This is a genomic window from Aeromonas sp. 600282 (assembly GCF_049175755.1).
Taxonomy (GTDB): domain Bacteria; phylum Pseudomonadota; class Gammaproteobacteria; order Enterobacterales; family Aeromonadaceae; genus Aeromonas; species Aeromonas veronii_A.
Window position 1 is genome coordinate 1 of sequence record NZ_JAAKVR010000021.1, and the last position, 16,388, is coordinate 16,388.

Consider the following 16,388-nt stretch of genomic DNA (forward strand, 5'->3'; position numbering starts at 1 on the left):
ATCAGTCATTACATGAACGGTACGGGGTGAAATGCTCGATGACGGATGGGTATGACTGCTACCAGAATGCGTTGGCGTAGCGGGTGAACGGGATTTTGAAAGGAGAGTTATTGTTGCAAAGCCCGCAGGATTTGACGCAAGCGCGGGAAATGGTGCGTGAAGCAGTGGATATTTACAACGCGGAGCGGCCGCATCATGCGTTGAAATACAGAACCCCCGATGCGGTACATAGAGGGTTCTGAGTAGAAAAATGCTAGTTGAAAATGTGTAAACCTATTTCAGGACTAGACAAACACAACAGGCCACCACCCAGGCTGAATGGCCTGAATGCCACAAAATCTGCCCCGTCCAAAAACCAAGAGGCGAAGGATCACCCTTCGCCTCTGACGTAACAGCTGGCTACTCGCTCTGGGGCAGGAACTGCAGCTCCGGCGCCGAGGAGGTCAGCACATCGGCGCAATAATCCCAGGTCGAGATGCGATAGTGCTGCAGATCTTCATCCAGATGCAGGCCGTCCGACTCCTGATGGAACCAGCTGGCAAAACGGGATGGAGTGATGAGCTGGATCTGCTCTTCGATGGCGTGGCTATCCTTCCCCTCGGCCAGATCGCAATCCTCGATGACCCGCAGGGCATAAATATGGCGAAAATAGACCCGGCAGAGGATTTGCGGGGGTAAATCGATGCTGCGCGCCCGCCCCAGCATGATGGTCAGGGAGTCGCTCCAGAGATCCTGATGCAACTCGGCCACAACCAGACCGGGCGGTAGCTGGCGGGACGGAGCCCAAGGGACGGCAACCTGCCGAATGGCATTTTTCTGTTCCATATTCACCTCACGACAACTCGCTCCCTGTCTTGAGTCTATCTGAACCACATAGTCCCGGCGAAGGCAATCGATGGACAATAAAAACGGCAATAAAAAAGCCGACGTATCAAACGTCGGCGAATAAAAAGTGCTTACAACAGAGGATTCACATATTCAGACCCTCGGGTCGAAAGATTGGTTCCCTCTTTTTGTAATTAATTTTCGGCGCGTTTAAACATCAGGGTATTGGCGTCCGACTCTTCCGGCACGAAGTAGTAGCCCTCGGCGTTGAAGCCGGTCAGCTGCTCCACCTCGGTCAGACGGTGCTTGATGATGTGGCGGGCCATCATGCCGCGAGCCTTCTTGGCGTAGAAGCTGATGATCTTGAACTGACCGTTCTTCTCATCCTTGAACACCGGCGTGACGATCCGCCCTTTCAGGCTCTTGGGTCGTACCGACTTGAAATACTCGTCGGAGGCCAGATTGATCAGCACCTCATCCCTCTGGGCTGCCAGCGCGTCGTTGAGGTGATGAGTGATCACCTCCCCCCAGAACTGGTAGAGATCCTTGCCGCGACTATTGTCGAGCCTGGTCCCCATCTCCAGTCGATAGGGCATCATCAGGTCGAGGGGACGCAACACGCCATAGAGGCCGGAGAGCATCCGCAGGTGTGCCTGAGCGAAGTCAAAATCGGCCTCGCTGAAATCCTCTACCGCCAAACCGGTGTAGACATCCCCCTTGAAGGCCAGCAGCGCCTGACGGGCATTGGCGGGGGTGAAATCTGGCTGCCACTCGGCAAACCGGGCGGCATTGAGACCGGCCAGCTTGTCGCTGATCTTCATCAGAGTGGCGATCTGGTCAGGGCTCAGTTGGCGGGCTCGGCTAATCAGTTCGGCGGAGTGCTCCAGCAGCTCGGGTTGGGTGAAACGGGGGGTCACCAGCGGTGACTCGTAATCCAGCGTCTTGGCCGGGGAAACCACAATCAGCATAACGTTCCTTTCTGGCTAGGGGCCGAACAGCGGATCGGCCCCATGTTTCATTCATCCAGCGTCACATTTTCCAGTGTGCCGGACCCCAGCTGCTCGCGACCGGAGAGCTTGATCAGCAGCCGCAGGTCGTTGGCCGAGTCGGCATGGGCGAGGGCCTCACTGTAGCCAATCTGGCCGGCGCAGAACAGGCTGAAAAGCGCCTGATCGAAGGTCTGCATGCCCAGTTCGGCAGATTTGGTCATCACCTCCTTGAGACGGTGCATCTCTCCCTTGCGGATTATGTCGGTGATGAGCGGGGTATTGAGCAGGATCTCGAATGCCGCACTGCGCCGCAAACCATCGACACTCGGCACCAGTTGCTGGGCGACAATAGCTCTGAGGTTGAAGGAGAGATCGAACAGAAACTGGCGATGTTTCTCCTGCGGCACCAGATGGAGGATGCGATCCAGCGCCTGGTTGGCGTTGTTGGCATGCAAAGTGGCGAGACAGAGATGGCCGGTCTCGGCGAACTGCAGGGCAAACTCCATGGTCTCCTGACTTCGGATCTCGCCGATCAGGATCACGTCCGGTGCCTGACGCAGCGAGCTTTTCAGTGCTACATCGAACGACTCGGTGTCGATCCCCACCTCCCGCTGGGTCACCAGGCTACGGCCATGCTGATGGACGAACTCCACCGGGTCTTCCACCGTCAGGATATGACCATCGGCATGCTGGTTGCGATAGCCGATCATCGCCGCCTGAGTGGTCGATTTACCCGCCCCGGTGGCACCGACAAACAGCACCAGCCCGCGCTTGGCCATCGCCACCTCCTGCAGGATCCTGGGGAGCTGCAGATCTTCAAAGGTGGGAATGCGGGTCTCGATACGACGAATCACCATACCGGGCAGCTCCTGCTGCCAGAAGGCGCTGACCCGAAAACGACCCAGCGCCTCGCGGTAAATCGCGTAGTTGGCCTCCTTGGTGCGGACATAGCGCTCGAAGTGATCGCTGCTGAGGGTATCCCTGACCAGCGTCAGCGCCCCTTTCTTGTCGAGCGCGTCTCCCCCCAGCGACACCAGATGGCCATTTACCTTGAGAATGGGCGGCGATCCCACCGTCACAAACAGATCCGATCCCTTTCGCTCGACCAGCTGGCTCAGCAGATCATCCAGATTCATCATTTATCCCTCCCTGGGTACAAGTCGCTTAAATGCTGTTGGGATCAACGGCCTTGGCCTTGGCATCGAGGGATGCCACCACGCCGCGACTCACCAGCTGCTTGAGGCTCTGATCCATGGTCTGCATGCCGTGGGTCATCCCGGTCTGGATCACCGAGTAGAGCTGGGCAATCTTGTCCTCCCGAATGAGGTTACGCACCGCCGGAATGCCCATCATGATCTCGTGAGCTGCCACCCGACCGCCACCAATGCGCTTGAGCAGGGTCTGGGAGATAACCGCCCGCAGGGATTCGGAGAGCATAGAGCGTACCATGTCCTTCTCCGCGCCGGGGAAGACGTCGATGATACGGTCGATGGTTTTGGCCGCCGACGAGGTGTGCAGGGTGCCAAACACCAGGTGGCCGGTTTCGGCGGCAGTCATGGCCAGACGAATGGTCTCGAGGTCGCGCATCTCGCCAACCAGAATGATGTCCGGGTCTTCCCGCAGGGCCGAGCGCAGGGCGTTGCTGAAGCTCTTGGTATCACGGTGTACTTCCCGCTGGTTCACCAGGCAGCGCTTGTTCTCGTGGACGAATTCGATGGGGTCCTCGATGGTGAGGATGTGGTGATGGAAGTTCTCGTTGATGTAGTTGACCATGGCCGCCAGGGTGGTCGATTTACCCGAACCGGTCGGGCCGGTCACCAGTACCAGACCCCGCGGGAACTCGGCAATCTTGCGGAAGATCTCCGGCGCATCGAGATCCTCGAGGCTCAGCACAGTGCTGGGGATAGTACGAAATACCGCACCCGAGCCGCGCGCCTGCTGGAAGGCGTTAACCCGGAAACGGGCCAAATTGGGTACCTCGAACGAGAAGTCGACCTCGAAGTTCTCCTCCAGCTCCTTGCGCTGATGGTCGTTCATGATGTCGTAAATGAGGGCATGCACTTCCCGGTGTTCCAGGGCGGGCAAATTGATCTTGCGAACCTCACCATCAACCCTGATCATCGGGGGAACCCCGGCCGAGAGGTGTAGATCCGAGGCTTTATGCTTTACACTGAAAGCCAATAACTCTGTGATATCCATAGACTTGTCATTCTCCCATCACAAGATCACTAACGAAATATGAACCAGATTGCCCAGCACCTGTTTCAGGTAAAGGAACGTATTGCCCAGGCCGCCGAACGGGCGAGCCGCAACCTGCAGCAGATCCGCCTGCTGGCCGTGAGCAAGACCAAACCTGTCGAGGCCATCATGGCCGCCCATGCCGCAGGTCAGCGCTGCTTTGGCGAATCCTACGCTCAGGAAGCAGCGGCCAAGATCGATACCTTGCGCCAGCAGCCGGAATATAGCGACATAGAGTGGCACTTTATCGGCCCTTTGCAATCGAACAAATCCAAACTGGTCGCCGAACGGTTTGACTGGGTGCAGAGCGTGGATCGGGACAAGCTGATCGACCGCCTCAACAACCAGCGCCCAACTACAATGGCACCGCTAAATGTTTGTCTGCAAATCAATATTAGCGGAGAGAGCAGCAAATCCGGAACGTCGGAACAAGAGATTTTCCGCCTTGCCGAGCTGGTCTCTCAAAGTGAGCGACTGGTGCTGCGGGGACTGATGGCCATTCCAGAGCACACCAGCGACGAGAGCATACTGGCCGCCCAAATGACCCGTATGCAGACTCTGTTCACCGAGCTTGCGCGACAATACCCCACGGTGGATACCCTCTCGATGGGCATGACCGAGGATCTTGAACTGGCGATCGCCCACGGCAGCACCATGGTGCGGGTCGGCACCGCCATCTTCGGCGCCCGTGACTACTCATAGGCAAGGCCAGCGGATAACCCATACGTCCGCCTCTTGCCGCGACTTCATCAACAGGAGCGTTTGATGGAACACCGAATTCTGGCGTCAGGTGGTGCAGGCAGCGCCAACCCCGCCGCGACCCCATGTGCAACAGGAGCATCTGATGCAGCATAGAACGCTGGCCTTTATCGGCGCGGGCAACATGAGCCGCAGCATCATCGCCGGACTGGTCAAGGCGGGTTATCCCGCCGGGCAGATCACGGCCGCCAACCCCAGTCTGCCCAAGCTGGAGACGCTGGCGAGCGAACATGGCATTCGCATCACCCAGAGTAATGCCGAGGCGGCCCGAGGCGCCGAAGTGATCGTGCTGGCAGTCAAGCCGCAGCTGATGGCAGGCATGCTGGCCGCTCTGGTTGCCGAGCTGGGCTCCCTTGAGGGCAAGCTGCTCATCTCCATCGCGGCTGGCATCAAGGTGGCGCGCCTTGGCGAGATGGCCGGTGGCCATGACTGCATCATCCGCACCATGCCCAATACCCCTGCCCTGCTGGGTCTGGGCATGACCGGCCTCTATGCACCCGAGCATATTGGAGCCCACGATCGTGACTTTGCCGAGCAGATGATGCAGGCGGTCGGCAAGACCCTCTGGGTAGAGCAGGAGTCCGGCATCAACGGCGTCATCGCCGCGGCGGGCAGTGCTCCGGCCTACTTCTTCCTCTTTATGCAGGCAATCGCCGAAGAGGCAGAGGCAATGGGTTTCTCGCCCGAGCAGGCACGCCTGCTGGTGCAGCAGACCGCGCTGGGCGCAGCCGCCATGGTGGAGCAAAACCCGGAGCTGGCGCTGCAGACCCTGCGTGAACAGGTGACCAGCAAGGGCGGCACCACAGCCGAAGCCATCAAGACATTCCAGCAGCAGGGGCTGATGCCGCTGACTGCGCAAGCCATGCAGGCGGCCGTTGCTCGCGCCACCGAAATGGAAACTCTCTTCTAACAGGAGCCCAGATGAACACTGCTTACTTTCTGATTAACACCGTTTTCGATCTCTACCTGATGGTGATCCTGCTGCGCGTCTGGCTGCAGTGGGCCCGTGCCGACTTCTACAACCCGATGAGCCAGATGGTGGTCAAACTGACCAATCCGCTGGTGATCCCGCTGCGCCGCGTTATCCCGGGCTTTGGCGGCATAGACCTCGCCTCCGTGGTGCTGGCGCTGGCCATCGCCTTCGCCAAGCTGGCCATTCTCAAGAGCATGAACGTACTGCTGGCGGACTGGCTCAGCATCAGCCTGTTTGCCGCGCTGACCGTGCTGAAAAAAGCGGGCTCGATGATCTTCTGGGTACTGCTGATCCGCGCCATCCTGAGCTGGGTCAGCCAGGGCCGCAACCCCATCGAATACGTGATGCATCAGCTGACCGAGCCGTTCCTCGCCCCTATCCGCCGCGTACTGCCGGCACTGGGCGGACTGGATCTCTCGGTGCTGGTCGCCTTTATCGGCCTGCAAGCCATCAACTACCTGCTGGGTGACCTGTTCGGCCAGCTGTGGTGGATGATTTGATGCCAGCCGTCCTGCAACAAGGGGATGAACTGGTACTGCATCTGGTGATCCAGCCCAAGGCGAGTCGGGATCAAATCATCGGATTGCATGGCGAAGAGCTGAAAGTGGCCATCACGGCGCCGCCGGTTGATGGCCAGGCCAACAGCCATCTGATCAAGTTTCTGGCCAAGCAGTTCAAGGTAGCCAAGGGACAGATCACCATAGTGCGGGGCGAGCTGGGGCGACACAAAACCGTCGCCATCGACAGCCCCAAACAGTTGCCGCAAGAAGTGAGTGCACTGCTGAATGACACGCAAGGCTGAATGAATCGGCCTGCGCCAACCGTAGATATGAGAGGGATGACAGATGAAAACAGTCTGGATGAGTGGCCTGCTGGCACTGCTGATGACCCTGCCGCTCAAGGCAGAACAGATGAAGGAGCTGGGGCCCTGGCTGGTGCACTACAACGCCTTCAACTCCAGCTTCCTCACCCCCGAGGTCGCCAAGGCGTATGGACTGGAGCGCAGCCGCTACAACGCCATCATCAATATCGCGGTACAGGACAAGCAGAAAGTGGCGCAAGCCGTGGGGATCACCGGTGAGGCCAAGAACCTGACCGGTACCATCCGCACCCTGAACTTTCAGGAGGTAAAAGAGGGCGATGCCATCTACTATCTGGCGACCCTCCCCTATCGCAACGAAGACACCTATCAGTTCACCCTGAAGATCATGGGCGGTGGGCAGCAACAGAACCTCAGCTTCCAGCAGACCTTCTACGTAGACTGAGCAGCAACAAGAAGCCCCGACCAAGGCCGGGGCTTCATTTTATCCATATGACAAGGGCGCCATCAGGGCGCCCTTGTTGCATCTATCCCGTACCGCAGCGGTTACAGAGCGAGGAACAGACCGGCTAGACAGGCGCTCATCAGGTTCGCCAGCACGCCGGAGAGAATGGCGCGCATGCCGTAACGGGCGATGAAGGATTTGCGCTCCGGCACCATGGAGCCCAGACCGCCGATCAGGATCGCCATGGAGGAGATGTTGGCAAAGCCGCACAGGGCGAAGGTCACGATGGCCTTGCTCGACTCGCTCAGGGTCTGATCCTGCACCAGACCGATAAAGGCGACGAACTCGTTGACCACGATCTTGGTGCCGATCAGGGCGCCAGCGGCTTGCGCCTGATCCCAGGGCACACCGATCAGCCAGGAGACGGGGGCAAACAGCCAGCCCAGAATGATCTGGAAGCTCAGATCCAGTCCTACCAGACCACCAGCCCAACCCAGCAGACCATTGAGCATGGCGATCACACCAACGAAGGCCAGCAGGGTCGCACCGACCGCCACCGCAATATTGAGGCCGGACATGGCGCCATCGGCCGCCGCTTCAATCACGTTGGTGGCGCGGGGGATCTCCACATCCTGATGGTGATCGACCTCTTCAGCTCCCGGCGGCACCAGGATTTTGGCCATCGCCAGACCGGCAGGGGCCGACATGAAGGCGGCAGCGATCAGGTATTTCAGCTCAACCCCGAGGCTGGCATAGCCCACCAGGGTGCCACCGGCGACGGAGGCGAGACCACAGCTCATCACAGCGAAGAACTGGGAATCGGACATCTTGGAGAGGTAGGGTTTGACCACCAGCGGCGCTTCCACCATGCCGACGAAGATGTTGGCTGTCGCGGAAAGGCTCTCGGCACGACCGGTGCCCAGCAGCTTCTGCAAGCCACCACCCAGCAGGGCGATCACCCGAGGCATGATGCCAATGTGGTAGAGGATGGCGATCACCGCGGAGAAGAAGATGATGACCGGCAACACGTTGAAGGCAAAGATGAAGCCCAGCTTGAACTTGGCCAGATCGCCGAACAGGAAGGCGATCCCCTCCTGACCATAACCGATCACGCTGCTTACGCTCTCGCTGACCCCGTTCAGCACCTGCTGACCGGCAGGCAGCCAGAGCACCAGACCGGCAAACATGATTTGCAGGCAGAGGGCAAGGCCAACTGTTCGCAACGGGATACGACGACGATTATCAGAGCAGATGACGGCAAGCGCCAGGATACTCAGGATGCCGAGCAGGGCAATCATAGGGACTCCATCAGGTGGGGCAAAAGATGGGCGCGGATTCTGCGCCTCTCCCCCCGTCACTGCAAGTCCGCTTGGTTACAACCCTGTTAGAAAAAACGTTTGCACGATATCGGTTGCGCCAACTGGCTGATTTGGTTCGATTTTAGTATCAGAAGAAATCGAGAGTTCTTATATGGAAACAATTATTCCTCACTGCCGGACAATTTACCCCCGAGCCAGGGGGCCAGTCGCTGCTCCCAATAGGGTTCGGGGCCAAAGCTGGCCTTGAGGAAATCGATGAAGAGACGGATCTTGGGATCCAGATGTTCGCGACGGGCATAAACGGCGTGTACCGCCATCTGCTGGTTCGGTCGCCACCCTGGCAACACAGGGATCAGCTTGCCGCTCTGTAACTCCTTGTCCAACAAGTAGTTGGCGATATAGGCGATGCCGAGCCCGGCCAGTGCAGCATCCCGCACCGCCTCCGCCATATCCACCCGATAGTTGCCCGCCACCTGCACCGTCTGGCGCTCCTTGCCCTGGCGAAACGACCACTGATGATAGCGCCGCTCCCGACTCTGGTAAGTGATGCAATTGTGCTGGGCCAGATCCTTGGGATGGAGCGGCGTACCGTTGCTCAGCAGGTAATCCGGCGAAGCCGCAACCACGAAGCCGATGTCGGCCAGCCGCTGTCCCACCAGCCCTTCCGGCTTGTCCTCATAGGTGGTAAGCCAGAGATCCAGCCCTTCATCCACCAGATTGGTTCTGTGGTCGAACAGCGAGACTTCCAGCTCCAGCTCGGGATAGCGATCCTGAAACGCCTTGAGATGGGGAATGACGTGCAGACGGCCGAAGGATTGGCCCACCCCGAGATGGAGCACACCGCTCACCTTGCCGCGCCGCTCGGCGATCATGGAGTCAGCCTCCTGCGCCACCGCCACCAGCGCATGACAGTGACGGGCATACTCCTGACCCAGCTCGGTCAGGACGAAGCGGCGGGTGGTGCGCTGGACCAGCTGGGCGCCAAGGGTGGTCTCCAGCAGCGCCAGTTGCTTGCTGATATGGGATTTGGAGACCCCGAGGCGACGGGCGGCGGCAGAGATCCCCTGCTCGCGCACCAGCGCATCGAAGATCACCATTTGAGGAAGACGTTGCAGCACAGGATAACCGGATTGAGTGGCGGGAGCCCATTATTCCAGAGCCGCCCGCCAAGGGGTAGAGTCAGAGCCCCAGCGCCCGGGTGATCTGCAGTTTGAGGGGGTCGTCAGCCGGATTCTGGTTGGCGCCGTAGCTGGCGATCAGCTTGCCATCGCGCCCCACCAGATACTTGTGGAAGTTCCAGTTCGGCTCATCCCCATCAGCGGCCGCCGCCAACCCCTTGAACAGTGGCACAGCATCGGAGCCCCGCACCGCTACCCGATTGAACATCGGGAAGGTGACGCCATAGTCGCGGCGACACACCTCGGCGGTCTTGGTCTCGTTACCCGCCTCCTGCCAGAAGTCGTTGGAGGGGAAACCGAGAATAATCAATCCCTTATCCTTGTAGCTCTGGTAGAGCTTCTCCAGATCGCGGAACTGGCCGCTGTAGCCGCAGTAGGAGGCGGTATTGACCACCAGCACCACCTTGCCCTCGGTCAGCTGACAGAGGTTGTGGCGCTGAGAGTTGTTTAGCTCCCGCATCTCCACATTGAAATAATCGGGGCACGCCGCAGAGGCCGCGCCAGCCCCCAATAACAGCAACAGAGTGAACCATTTCATCGCCAAGACTCCTTTTGTTTTGTCCATCATACGCGGTTACCAGAGCCGCAGTTCACTCTCAATGCAATGGAATGCCGGTCAGCCAGCCGTGGCCCCAGAACACCAGCAGCGCGGTGGCAGCCAGGCCCGCCCCGACGCTGATGCCGGTGCCCGTCCAGTTGGCCGCAGGACGGGGATATCGCTGCCAGTCCCGCACCGAAATCCAAACCATGCTCACCAGCGCCCACAGCCCGATGCCGCCAAACAACACCAGAGATCGCGCCTCGCTGTTGACCAGCAGATGGGCCACCGCCCAGAGCAGGGTTCCGAGCAGTTGGGGATGCACCAGCCAACGGCGCAGATGGTTGGGCCCCTGGCCGGAGAAAAAGAGGATCAGCGCAAAGGGCATCATCACCGTCATGGTCATCGGCCCCCACTCCGGCAGGAAGTAGAGCGGCAGCGAGCTGGCCGAGCGCCAACCGGCGATGATGCAGGCGATGGCGACAAACACCAGCAGGGAGAAGAGCCCCTTGTAGCGATTCTCACCCAGCCGCTCGCGCAGCCGCGCCCGATGGGCCACCGCAAAACAGGGGTAGAGATGGATCAGGGTAAACAGCGCAACCCCCAGGGTCAGCAGGAACATGAGTCTCTCCTTGTACTTGGTACGACCACTATGCCGTAAAGGGAGATGTGCGCCTATCAAAACCGCGCTGACCCATAGAGTCAAAAGTGTGGCAAGACAAAGGAGCAGAAAGAAAAGAGCCGATCACGATGGATCGGCAAATAAGTGCCAGGGCAGTCAGACATCTCGCGGGATGGGAGATGCCCCAAACGGGGATATTGAGTGGCCGATGGGGCGCATCGGCCGAACCGGATCAGCCCTTGAGCTGATAGAGCGCCGCGACGTTGCGCGCAGTGAGTTGAATATTGGTGCTGGCGCTCTCCAGCGCCTCCGGCAGAGACATGGCGCGGTTGACCACGGCGAATACCGCGTCCAGCCCGTGATCATGTACCACACCGCAATCGTCGGTCAGGCAACCGGAGATACCGATCACCGGCTTGCCGAACTGCTTGGCGCAACGTGCGACACCGATTGGCGTCTTGCCATGGATGGTCTGGCTGTCGATGCGCCCTTCGCCGGTGATGACCAGATCCGCATCGGCCACTTCCTCGGCCAGTTTCAGCGCTTCGATGACGATCTGGATGCCGGGCTTGAGCTCGGCACCAAGCAGACCGACCAGCGCGGCCCCCATGCCACCGGCGGCACCCGCCCCCGGAATATCCTTCACCTGCTTGCCAAGGGCCTGCTCAATGCAGTCGGCATAACGGGAAAGGTTGGCATCGAGTTGCGCCACCATCTCCGGGGTCGCCCCCTTTTGCGGGCCAAACACGGCGGAGGCGCCTTTCGGGCCGCAGAGCGGGTTGTTCACATCGCACGCCACCTCGATAACCAGCTCGCCCAGACGCGGATCCAGACCGCTCAGGTCGATGGTCGCAAGCTCACCGAGACCCGCGCCACCCAGCTCGATGGCTGAACCATCGGCTTTGAGCAACTTGCCGCCGAGCGCCTGGATCATGCCGGCACCGCCGTCATTGGTGGCGCTGCCGCCGATACCGAGGATAAGGTGCTTCACCCCCATCTCCAGCGCGGCCAGGATCAGCTCGCCGGTGCCGAAGCTGGAGGTGAGCAGCGGATTGCGCTGCTCGGGCGCCACCAGATGAATGCCGGAGGCGGCGGCCATCTCGATGACTGCGCGCTCGCCATCACCCAGCAGGCCGACGAAGCCCTGCACCTTGTTACCTAGGGGCGCGGTCACTTCGACCGGCAGGATGCGGCCACCGGTGGCATCCACCAGCGATTGCACCGTGCCTTCACCGCCATCGGCCATCGGCAATTTGACGTAGGTGGCGTTCGGCAGTACCTGCTTGAAACCGGCCTCGATGGCATCAGCCACCGCCATGGCGCTCAGACTCTCCTTGAATGAATCGGGGGCAATAACAATTTTCATATCAATTCCTTAGGCGAGGCCAAACACGCCAAACATCAGGGTGGAGACAGTGGCAATGGTCAGACCGACTGCGGTTTCGTAAGGGATAAGTTTCAGGCGCTCACCCACGCCCATGTGGACGCTGCCACCGGTGGCATGGAAGAAGGATCCGTGGGGCATGTGGTCAAACACGGTGGCACCGGCATGGATCATCGCCGCCCCGGCCAGACTGCTGATCCCCAGTTCAATCAGGGTGGAGCTGAATACGTTGGAGGCCACCACGGTACCGGCGGTGGTCGAGGCAGTCGCCAGTGACATCAGGGCACCGGAGATGGGCGCCAGCAGGTAAGAAGGCAGACCGGAGGCTGTCAGGCCGCTGATCAGCACATCCTTCAGGCCAGAGTTGGCGATGATGCCCGCCAGGGTACCGGTACCCAGCAGCATGATGGCAACCGGCGCCATGCGGGCGAGGCCGGAGACCGCAAACTGGTTCACCTTGCTAAATTTACCCATCATCAGGGCACCGACCAGACCACCGAGCGGCAGCGCAATCAGCGGATCCACCACGATACCGGCGACCGGTCGCAGGGCCAGCAGCAGGATGGCGACCAGCGGTGCACTGATGGCGGCGGCAAAGCCCGGCAACTTGGCACCGGCAAAGCTCACCACCTCGTCGGCGGCAACCTTGCTGCCCTTGTTGTTAAGACGCTTGGCCAACCAGTAGGCCATCACCAGACCGAACAGGCCCGGAATGATGCCCGCCGCCATCACAGAGGTGAGGGGCAGATGGAAGGCATCAGCCGCGGCAATGGCGTTGGGGTTGGGGGACATCACGTTGCCCGCCTTGCCGCCGCCGATCATCGCCAGCAGGATGGCCGCCTTGGAGAGATCGGCACGGCGGGCGATGGCCAGCGCAATGGGAGCCACCGTGATGACGGCCACATCCACGAACACGCCGACCGCAGTCAGGATCAGGGTTGCCAGCGCCAGCGCCAGCAGGGCGCGGGTTTCACCCAGCTTCTTGACGATGGTCTCGGCGATAGTGGTGGCGGCGCCCGATTCGATCAGCACGCCCGCCAGTACACCGGCCGCCAGGATCCGCATCACAGCTGTGGTGATCCCCTGGGCACCGCCGATCATCAGGGCGACGGTCTGGGTCAGATCGGCACCGCCAATCAGGCCACCGGCCAAAGCCCCCACGATCATGCCGTAAGCGGGCGGCACCTTCTTCAAAATGAGGATGATGGCGATGGAGAGCGCTGCGATGGCGCCAAGGGCTGTAACCGGGATCATGACGGACACCTTCAATGGGAGTGAATGGCCGCCATTATGGAGATCTGCAATCAGAATGCTTTGGCTTATAAACCAAAAATTGCGTCATGTAAAAGTGGTTTTTTGTCCAACTTCACAATCACAAGTCGAGATTAAGGCCGAGATAGAGCAAAAATTTGTCGTCTAACTTGTTGAAATTCAACCCGGTTATCTGCTCTATCCGCCCCAGCCGATAGCGCAGGGTATTGGGGTGAATGAACAGCGCTTCGGCACAGCGATGCAGATCACAATCCTGCAAGAAATAATGGCGCAGGGTCTTCTGCAGCACCCCCTTGCCATCTTCCCGGGCCAGTTTCTGCAGCGGTGTGCGCAGCTGATCCGCCTGCCAGGAGTCCGCCAGACTGCCCAGCAGCACTGGCAAACGGTAGTCCTCAAAGAAGTAGACCTGTTTGCGCGGCGCCTGCCGCATGCCACGGCGCAGGGTATCTCGCGCCGTCTGATAAGAGCGCGCCAGCCCGTCGATCCCGGCGAAGTAATCGCCCACCGCGATATGCACCTTGAAGTGGGGAATGCGAGCCAGCAACTGCTTGATCCGGCTGCGCTCCTGCGCCGATTGCCAGACGCCCTCACTCAACTGCGCCGGTTTGAGCACCACTATCTCGTCGAGCCCGTTGATGGCGACCAGATTGTCCCGCTCCGGATTTTCCAGCTGATGAACCAGCTCCCGCAGACGCGCCGGATCCGCCTCCTCCAGCGCCAGCACGGCCACCACCCTAGGCTGGGCCAAATCCAGTCCGAGAAAACGGGCCGCCTGCTGCAATTGATCGACTCGCCCCTCACCACGAATGAGCTGCAACACCAGCTCCTCCTTGTGGCGCTTGTCCCACTGCAACTGCTCGGTGAGCGCCGCCTGCTCCAGGATCAGCTCTGCCGTCATTCGCACCAGCTCGGCGTAAGCACGAACTTCCTCCGGATCGCCAGAGATACCGATCACCCCGATCAGCTCCCCCTGATAGGAGATGGGCAAATTGATGCCGGGTCGCACCCCTTTGAGCTGCAGGGCTGTCGCTTCGCTAATCTCCACCACCCGGTTTTCGGTGAGCGCCAGCACGGCCCCTTCGTGGCGCTGATGGATCCGATCCGGATTGCCGGACGCAATGATGAGACCGTGTTCGTCCATCACGTTGACCGAGAACGACAGGATCTTCATCGCCCGTGCGACGATCTGGCGGGCAAGGTTATCGTTTAGCTGCATAACATCTCCGGACAAGGGGCTGATCTGGCGACGCCACCACGGGCCTATTCAGGGCACATGGGCGCAAAGATGCCACATCATCAAGACAAGCGAGAGGGGGATCGCTAGAATAGGCCACTTTACCCGATGTGTGCCCCGCCATGGAGCAGGAATTGCGTGCTTGCACCCGCCTGCCCGTGATGGCCCATCCCTCCGATCTGGACTGTGCTATGGATTATGAATTTCGCCGCGACCCGTTTGGTGGCTATCGCGCCCGGTTCTCCATGGGCCATGAAGCCATCGGTCAGTGGCTGATCGACGAGGTTGGCAAGGATGAAGAGAAGCTCGACGAGCTCTTCTCCATCATTGATCAGCTCTCCAACCGCACCCGAGTCGAATACCGGCTCAACGGCGGTGACTACTCCCTGCTGCTGACCCATGAAGAGGCGGAGGTGAAAGCCAACGCCCTCAATATCGAGCTGGGTGAGGATCTTGACGATCTCGCCTACTACGATGATGAACAGCTGGCCATGTGCGGGCTGGAAGATTTTGCCCAGGTGCTCACCTCCTGGCGCGCCTTTATCCGTAACGAGGATATGGGCTGATTGACCCAATGTCGGGCAAATGTGCCCTTTTGCCTAACTCAACAGGATTGACTATGTCTATTTACGATTTTGATGACGAACTGCCGGAAGACGAAGAACAGGAATCCACCAAGAAAGCGGCTGCACCTGCCAAGAAGAAAGGCAAGCAGGTGATGAACACTCAGGTCAACCTGAGCCCACGCGATGCCAGCCGTCTGAACGGCATGCACGTTGAAGCGATCGCCACGCTGGACGACGTCAGCCTGCCGAAGAACGTCATCTTCAAGGCTGGCCTGATCGCCCTGGGCGAACTGGAAGCCGGCAAGCGCGCCGATATCATCGCCCGCGTGATCGCAGAATCAGGCCGCTAATCGCCCCAGAAGGCATAAAGAAAGCCGGAGCCACTGCTCCGGCTTTTTAATTGGTGCCAATCTGCTCTGACTCAGGGTTGCTCACAGCGCAGCAGACGTGGCTGTCCCCAGGGAACCAGTTGGTCGTAATGGCCACTGGCACGTGCCGCAGCCAAGGCTTCGTTGAAGCGTTCTATCAGTTCGCGTCCATTTTGCATCTTGCGCGACACCAGCAAATAGAAGGTATCCCGCTGGCGAAAATAGGGGAGCGGTTGCAGATAGTTCGGGTCGCCGAACACCTGCATGCTGGCGTCCGCCGTCACCGCATCATTCATCGGCATCAGATCAACCCGTTTCCGCTCAAGCAGTTGCAGACATTGCACCAAACTCTTGGGGCGAGTGAGCCGCAATGAAAAACGGGCAATCACCTCATCTGCGTGACTGGTGCTCCAGCTGGCAGGAATACAGACTCTCAACCCCTGCCACTTGCCATCGAGTACCGCATCACTGCCACGATAGGTGAACCAGGAGAGGTGATCGATATGAATGGGGGCGCTGTAATAGAACAGCTTGGCTCGCTCACGCGTCCAGGCATAAGGGAAGGTGGCGGATGCCAGGCCGTTGCGAACCAGCTCGTAGCCCCGGTTCCATGGCAGGTAATCCACCTTCAGCTCGTCATAGCCAGCCTCGCGCAGCAGGGTCGTCACCAGCCGGGTGCTCTGCCCACCATCAGGCAGCCCGGCCCCGGAATAGGGCGAAAAATCTCCGGTTACCAGCGACAGGGGGGCGCATGACAACCATCCACACCAACAACAGAACAACCAGCCATAGTGCTTCATCGCCATCCCTCTCTTTACTCTCCAGTTCAGTATAGGAGGCTGACCCAAATAACCCGGT

At 59.7% G+C, this 16,388-nt stretch carries 19 protein-coding genes and 1 pseudogene; 8 read left to right on the forward strand and 12 right to left on the reverse strand.

Annotation, left to right across the window (positions count from 1 at the left end):
- Nucleotides 1-242: pseudogene (locus G5137_RS17845) on the forward strand (integrase core domain-containing protein); the annotation flags it as partial.
- Between the two features lie 157 nt (nucleotides 243-399).
- Here G5137_RS17845 and G5137_RS17850 read toward each other — a convergent pair.
- From G5137_RS17850 to tapT, 4 genes are all read right to left on the reverse strand, one after another.
- Nucleotides 400-825: a hypothetical protein gene (locus G5137_RS17850; RefSeq protein WP_005340360.1), complete on the reverse strand. Its 426-nt coding sequence runs from the start codon at nucleotides 823-825 to the stop codon at nucleotides 400-402.
- A gap of 194 nt (nucleotides 826-1,019) precedes the next feature.
- The gene (yaaA, locus tag G5137_RS17855) at nucleotides 1,020-1,793 is read right to left on the reverse strand and encodes a peroxide stress protein YaaA (protein WP_421206081.1); all 774 of its coding nucleotides are present in this window, start codon (nucleotides 1,791-1,793) and stop codon (nucleotides 1,020-1,022) included.
- A gap of 47 nt (nucleotides 1,794-1,840) precedes the next feature.
- On the reverse strand, nucleotides 1,841-2,950 hold the full coding sequence (gene tapU, locus G5137_RS17860; RefSeq protein ID WP_216954525.1) for a type IVa pilus ATPase TapU: 1,110 nt from the start codon (nucleotides 2,948-2,950) through the stop codon (nucleotides 1,841-1,843).
- Between the two features lie 28 nt (nucleotides 2,951-2,978).
- Nucleotides 2,979-4,013: a type IVa pilus ATPase TapT gene (gene tapT, locus G5137_RS17865; protein ID WP_005340354.1), complete on the reverse strand. Its 1,035-nt coding sequence runs from the start codon at nucleotides 4,011-4,013 to the stop codon at nucleotides 2,979-2,981.
- 39 nt (nucleotides 4,014-4,052) lie between these two features.
- Between tapT and G5137_RS17870 the strand changes: the two genes are divergently transcribed.
- The 5 genes from G5137_RS17870 to G5137_RS17890 all read left to right on the forward strand — a co-directional run bounded on the left by G5137_RS17870 (nucleotide 4,053) and on the right by G5137_RS17890 (nucleotide 7,049).
- The gene (locus G5137_RS17870) at nucleotides 4,053-4,754 is read left to right on the forward strand and encodes a YggS family pyridoxal phosphate-dependent enzyme (protein WP_204480235.1); all 702 of its coding nucleotides are present in this window, start codon (nucleotides 4,053-4,055) and stop codon (nucleotides 4,752-4,754) included.
- A 142-nt stretch (nucleotides 4,755-4,896) separates the two neighbouring features.
- The gene (proC, locus tag G5137_RS17875; RefSeq protein WP_421255743.1) at nucleotides 4,897-5,721 is read left to right on the forward strand and encodes a pyrroline-5-carboxylate reductase; all 825 of its coding nucleotides are present in this window, start codon (nucleotides 4,897-4,899) and stop codon (nucleotides 5,719-5,721) included.
- Between the two features lie 11 nt (nucleotides 5,722-5,732).
- Nucleotides 5,733-6,284, forward strand: a complete 552-nt coding sequence (locus tag G5137_RS17880; RefSeq protein ID WP_421255744.1) for a YggT family protein — start codon at nucleotides 5,733-5,735, stop codon at nucleotides 6,282-6,284.
- Nucleotides 6,284-6,586, forward strand: a complete 303-nt coding sequence (yggU, locus tag G5137_RS17885) for a DUF167 family protein YggU (RefSeq protein ID WP_005340341.1) — start codon at nucleotides 6,284-6,286, stop codon at nucleotides 6,584-6,586. Before G5137_RS17880 ends, yggU begins: the two co-directional genes overlap by 1 nt.
- A gap of 43 nt (nucleotides 6,587-6,629) precedes the next feature.
- Nucleotides 6,630-7,049, forward strand: a complete 420-nt coding sequence (locus G5137_RS17890; protein ID WP_120414748.1) for a DUF4426 domain-containing protein — start codon at nucleotides 6,630-6,632, stop codon at nucleotides 7,047-7,049.
- A 101-nt stretch (nucleotides 7,050-7,150) separates the two neighbouring features.
- On the opposite strand, the gene G5137_RS17895 is transcribed toward G5137_RS17890, so the two are convergent.
- From G5137_RS17895 to G5137_RS17925, 7 genes are all read right to left on the reverse strand, one after another.
- Nucleotides 7,151-8,347 (reverse strand): NupC/NupG family nucleoside CNT transporter, encoded by a 1,197-nt coding sequence (locus G5137_RS17895; RefSeq protein WP_160881766.1) that lies wholly within the window; start codon nucleotides 8,345-8,347, stop codon nucleotides 7,151-7,153.
- A 182-nt stretch (nucleotides 8,348-8,529) separates the two neighbouring features.
- Entirely contained in the window at nucleotides 8,530-9,465 is a 936-nt protein-coding gene (locus G5137_RS17900; protein WP_421255766.1) for a LysR family transcriptional regulator, read from the reverse strand.
- An 82-nt stretch (nucleotides 9,466-9,547) separates the two neighbouring features.
- Nucleotides 9,548-10,084, reverse strand: a complete 537-nt coding sequence (locus G5137_RS17905; RefSeq protein ID WP_005340333.1) for a glutathione peroxidase — start codon at nucleotides 10,082-10,084, stop codon at nucleotides 9,548-9,550.
- A gap of 58 nt (nucleotides 10,085-10,142) precedes the next feature.
- Nucleotides 10,143-10,706 (reverse strand): NnrU family protein, encoded by a 564-nt coding sequence (locus tag G5137_RS17910; RefSeq protein WP_042084306.1) that lies wholly within the window; start codon nucleotides 10,704-10,706, stop codon nucleotides 10,143-10,145.
- A 232-nt stretch (nucleotides 10,707-10,938) separates the two neighbouring features.
- A complete protein-coding gene (locus G5137_RS17915) occupies nucleotides 10,939-12,072 on the reverse strand; it encodes a glycerate kinase (RefSeq protein WP_421255745.1) in 1,134 nt (377 codons plus the stop codon).
- A 9-nt stretch (nucleotides 12,073-12,081) separates the two neighbouring features.
- Nucleotides 12,082-13,344: a GntP family permease gene (locus G5137_RS17920; protein WP_005340326.1), complete on the reverse strand. Its 1,263-nt coding sequence runs from the start codon at nucleotides 13,342-13,344 to the stop codon at nucleotides 12,082-12,084.
- Between the two features lie 118 nt (nucleotides 13,345-13,462).
- Entirely contained in the window at nucleotides 13,463-14,578 is a 1,116-nt protein-coding gene (locus G5137_RS17925) for a sugar diacid recognition domain-containing protein (RefSeq protein ID WP_159142986.1), read from the reverse strand.
- Between the two features lie 209 nt (nucleotides 14,579-14,787).
- Between G5137_RS17925 and G5137_RS17930 the strand changes: the two genes are divergently transcribed.
- Both G5137_RS17930 and G5137_RS17935 read left to right on the forward strand, forming a co-directional pair.
- Nucleotides 14,788-15,162 carry a YacL family protein gene (locus G5137_RS17930; RefSeq protein WP_026034971.1) on the forward strand — a complete coding sequence of 125 codons (375 nt, stop codon included), beginning with the start codon at nucleotides 14,788-14,790 and terminating at the stop codon, nucleotides 15,160-15,162.
- A 53-nt stretch (nucleotides 15,163-15,215) separates the two neighbouring features.
- The gene (locus G5137_RS17935; RefSeq protein WP_005348860.1) at nucleotides 15,216-15,512 is read left to right on the forward strand and encodes a hypothetical protein; all 297 of its coding nucleotides are present in this window, start codon (nucleotides 15,216-15,218) and stop codon (nucleotides 15,510-15,512) included.
- Between the two features lie 71 nt (nucleotides 15,513-15,583).
- Here the strand turns inward: G5137_RS17935 and G5137_RS17940 are convergent, their stop codons facing one another.
- Nucleotides 15,584-16,288, reverse strand: coding sequence for a substrate-binding periplasmic protein (locus tag G5137_RS17940; protein ID WP_254204244.1), 705 nt, complete (start codon nucleotides 16,286-16,288; stop codon nucleotides 15,584-15,586).
- Between the last annotated feature and the right edge of the window lie 100 nt (nucleotides 16,289-16,388).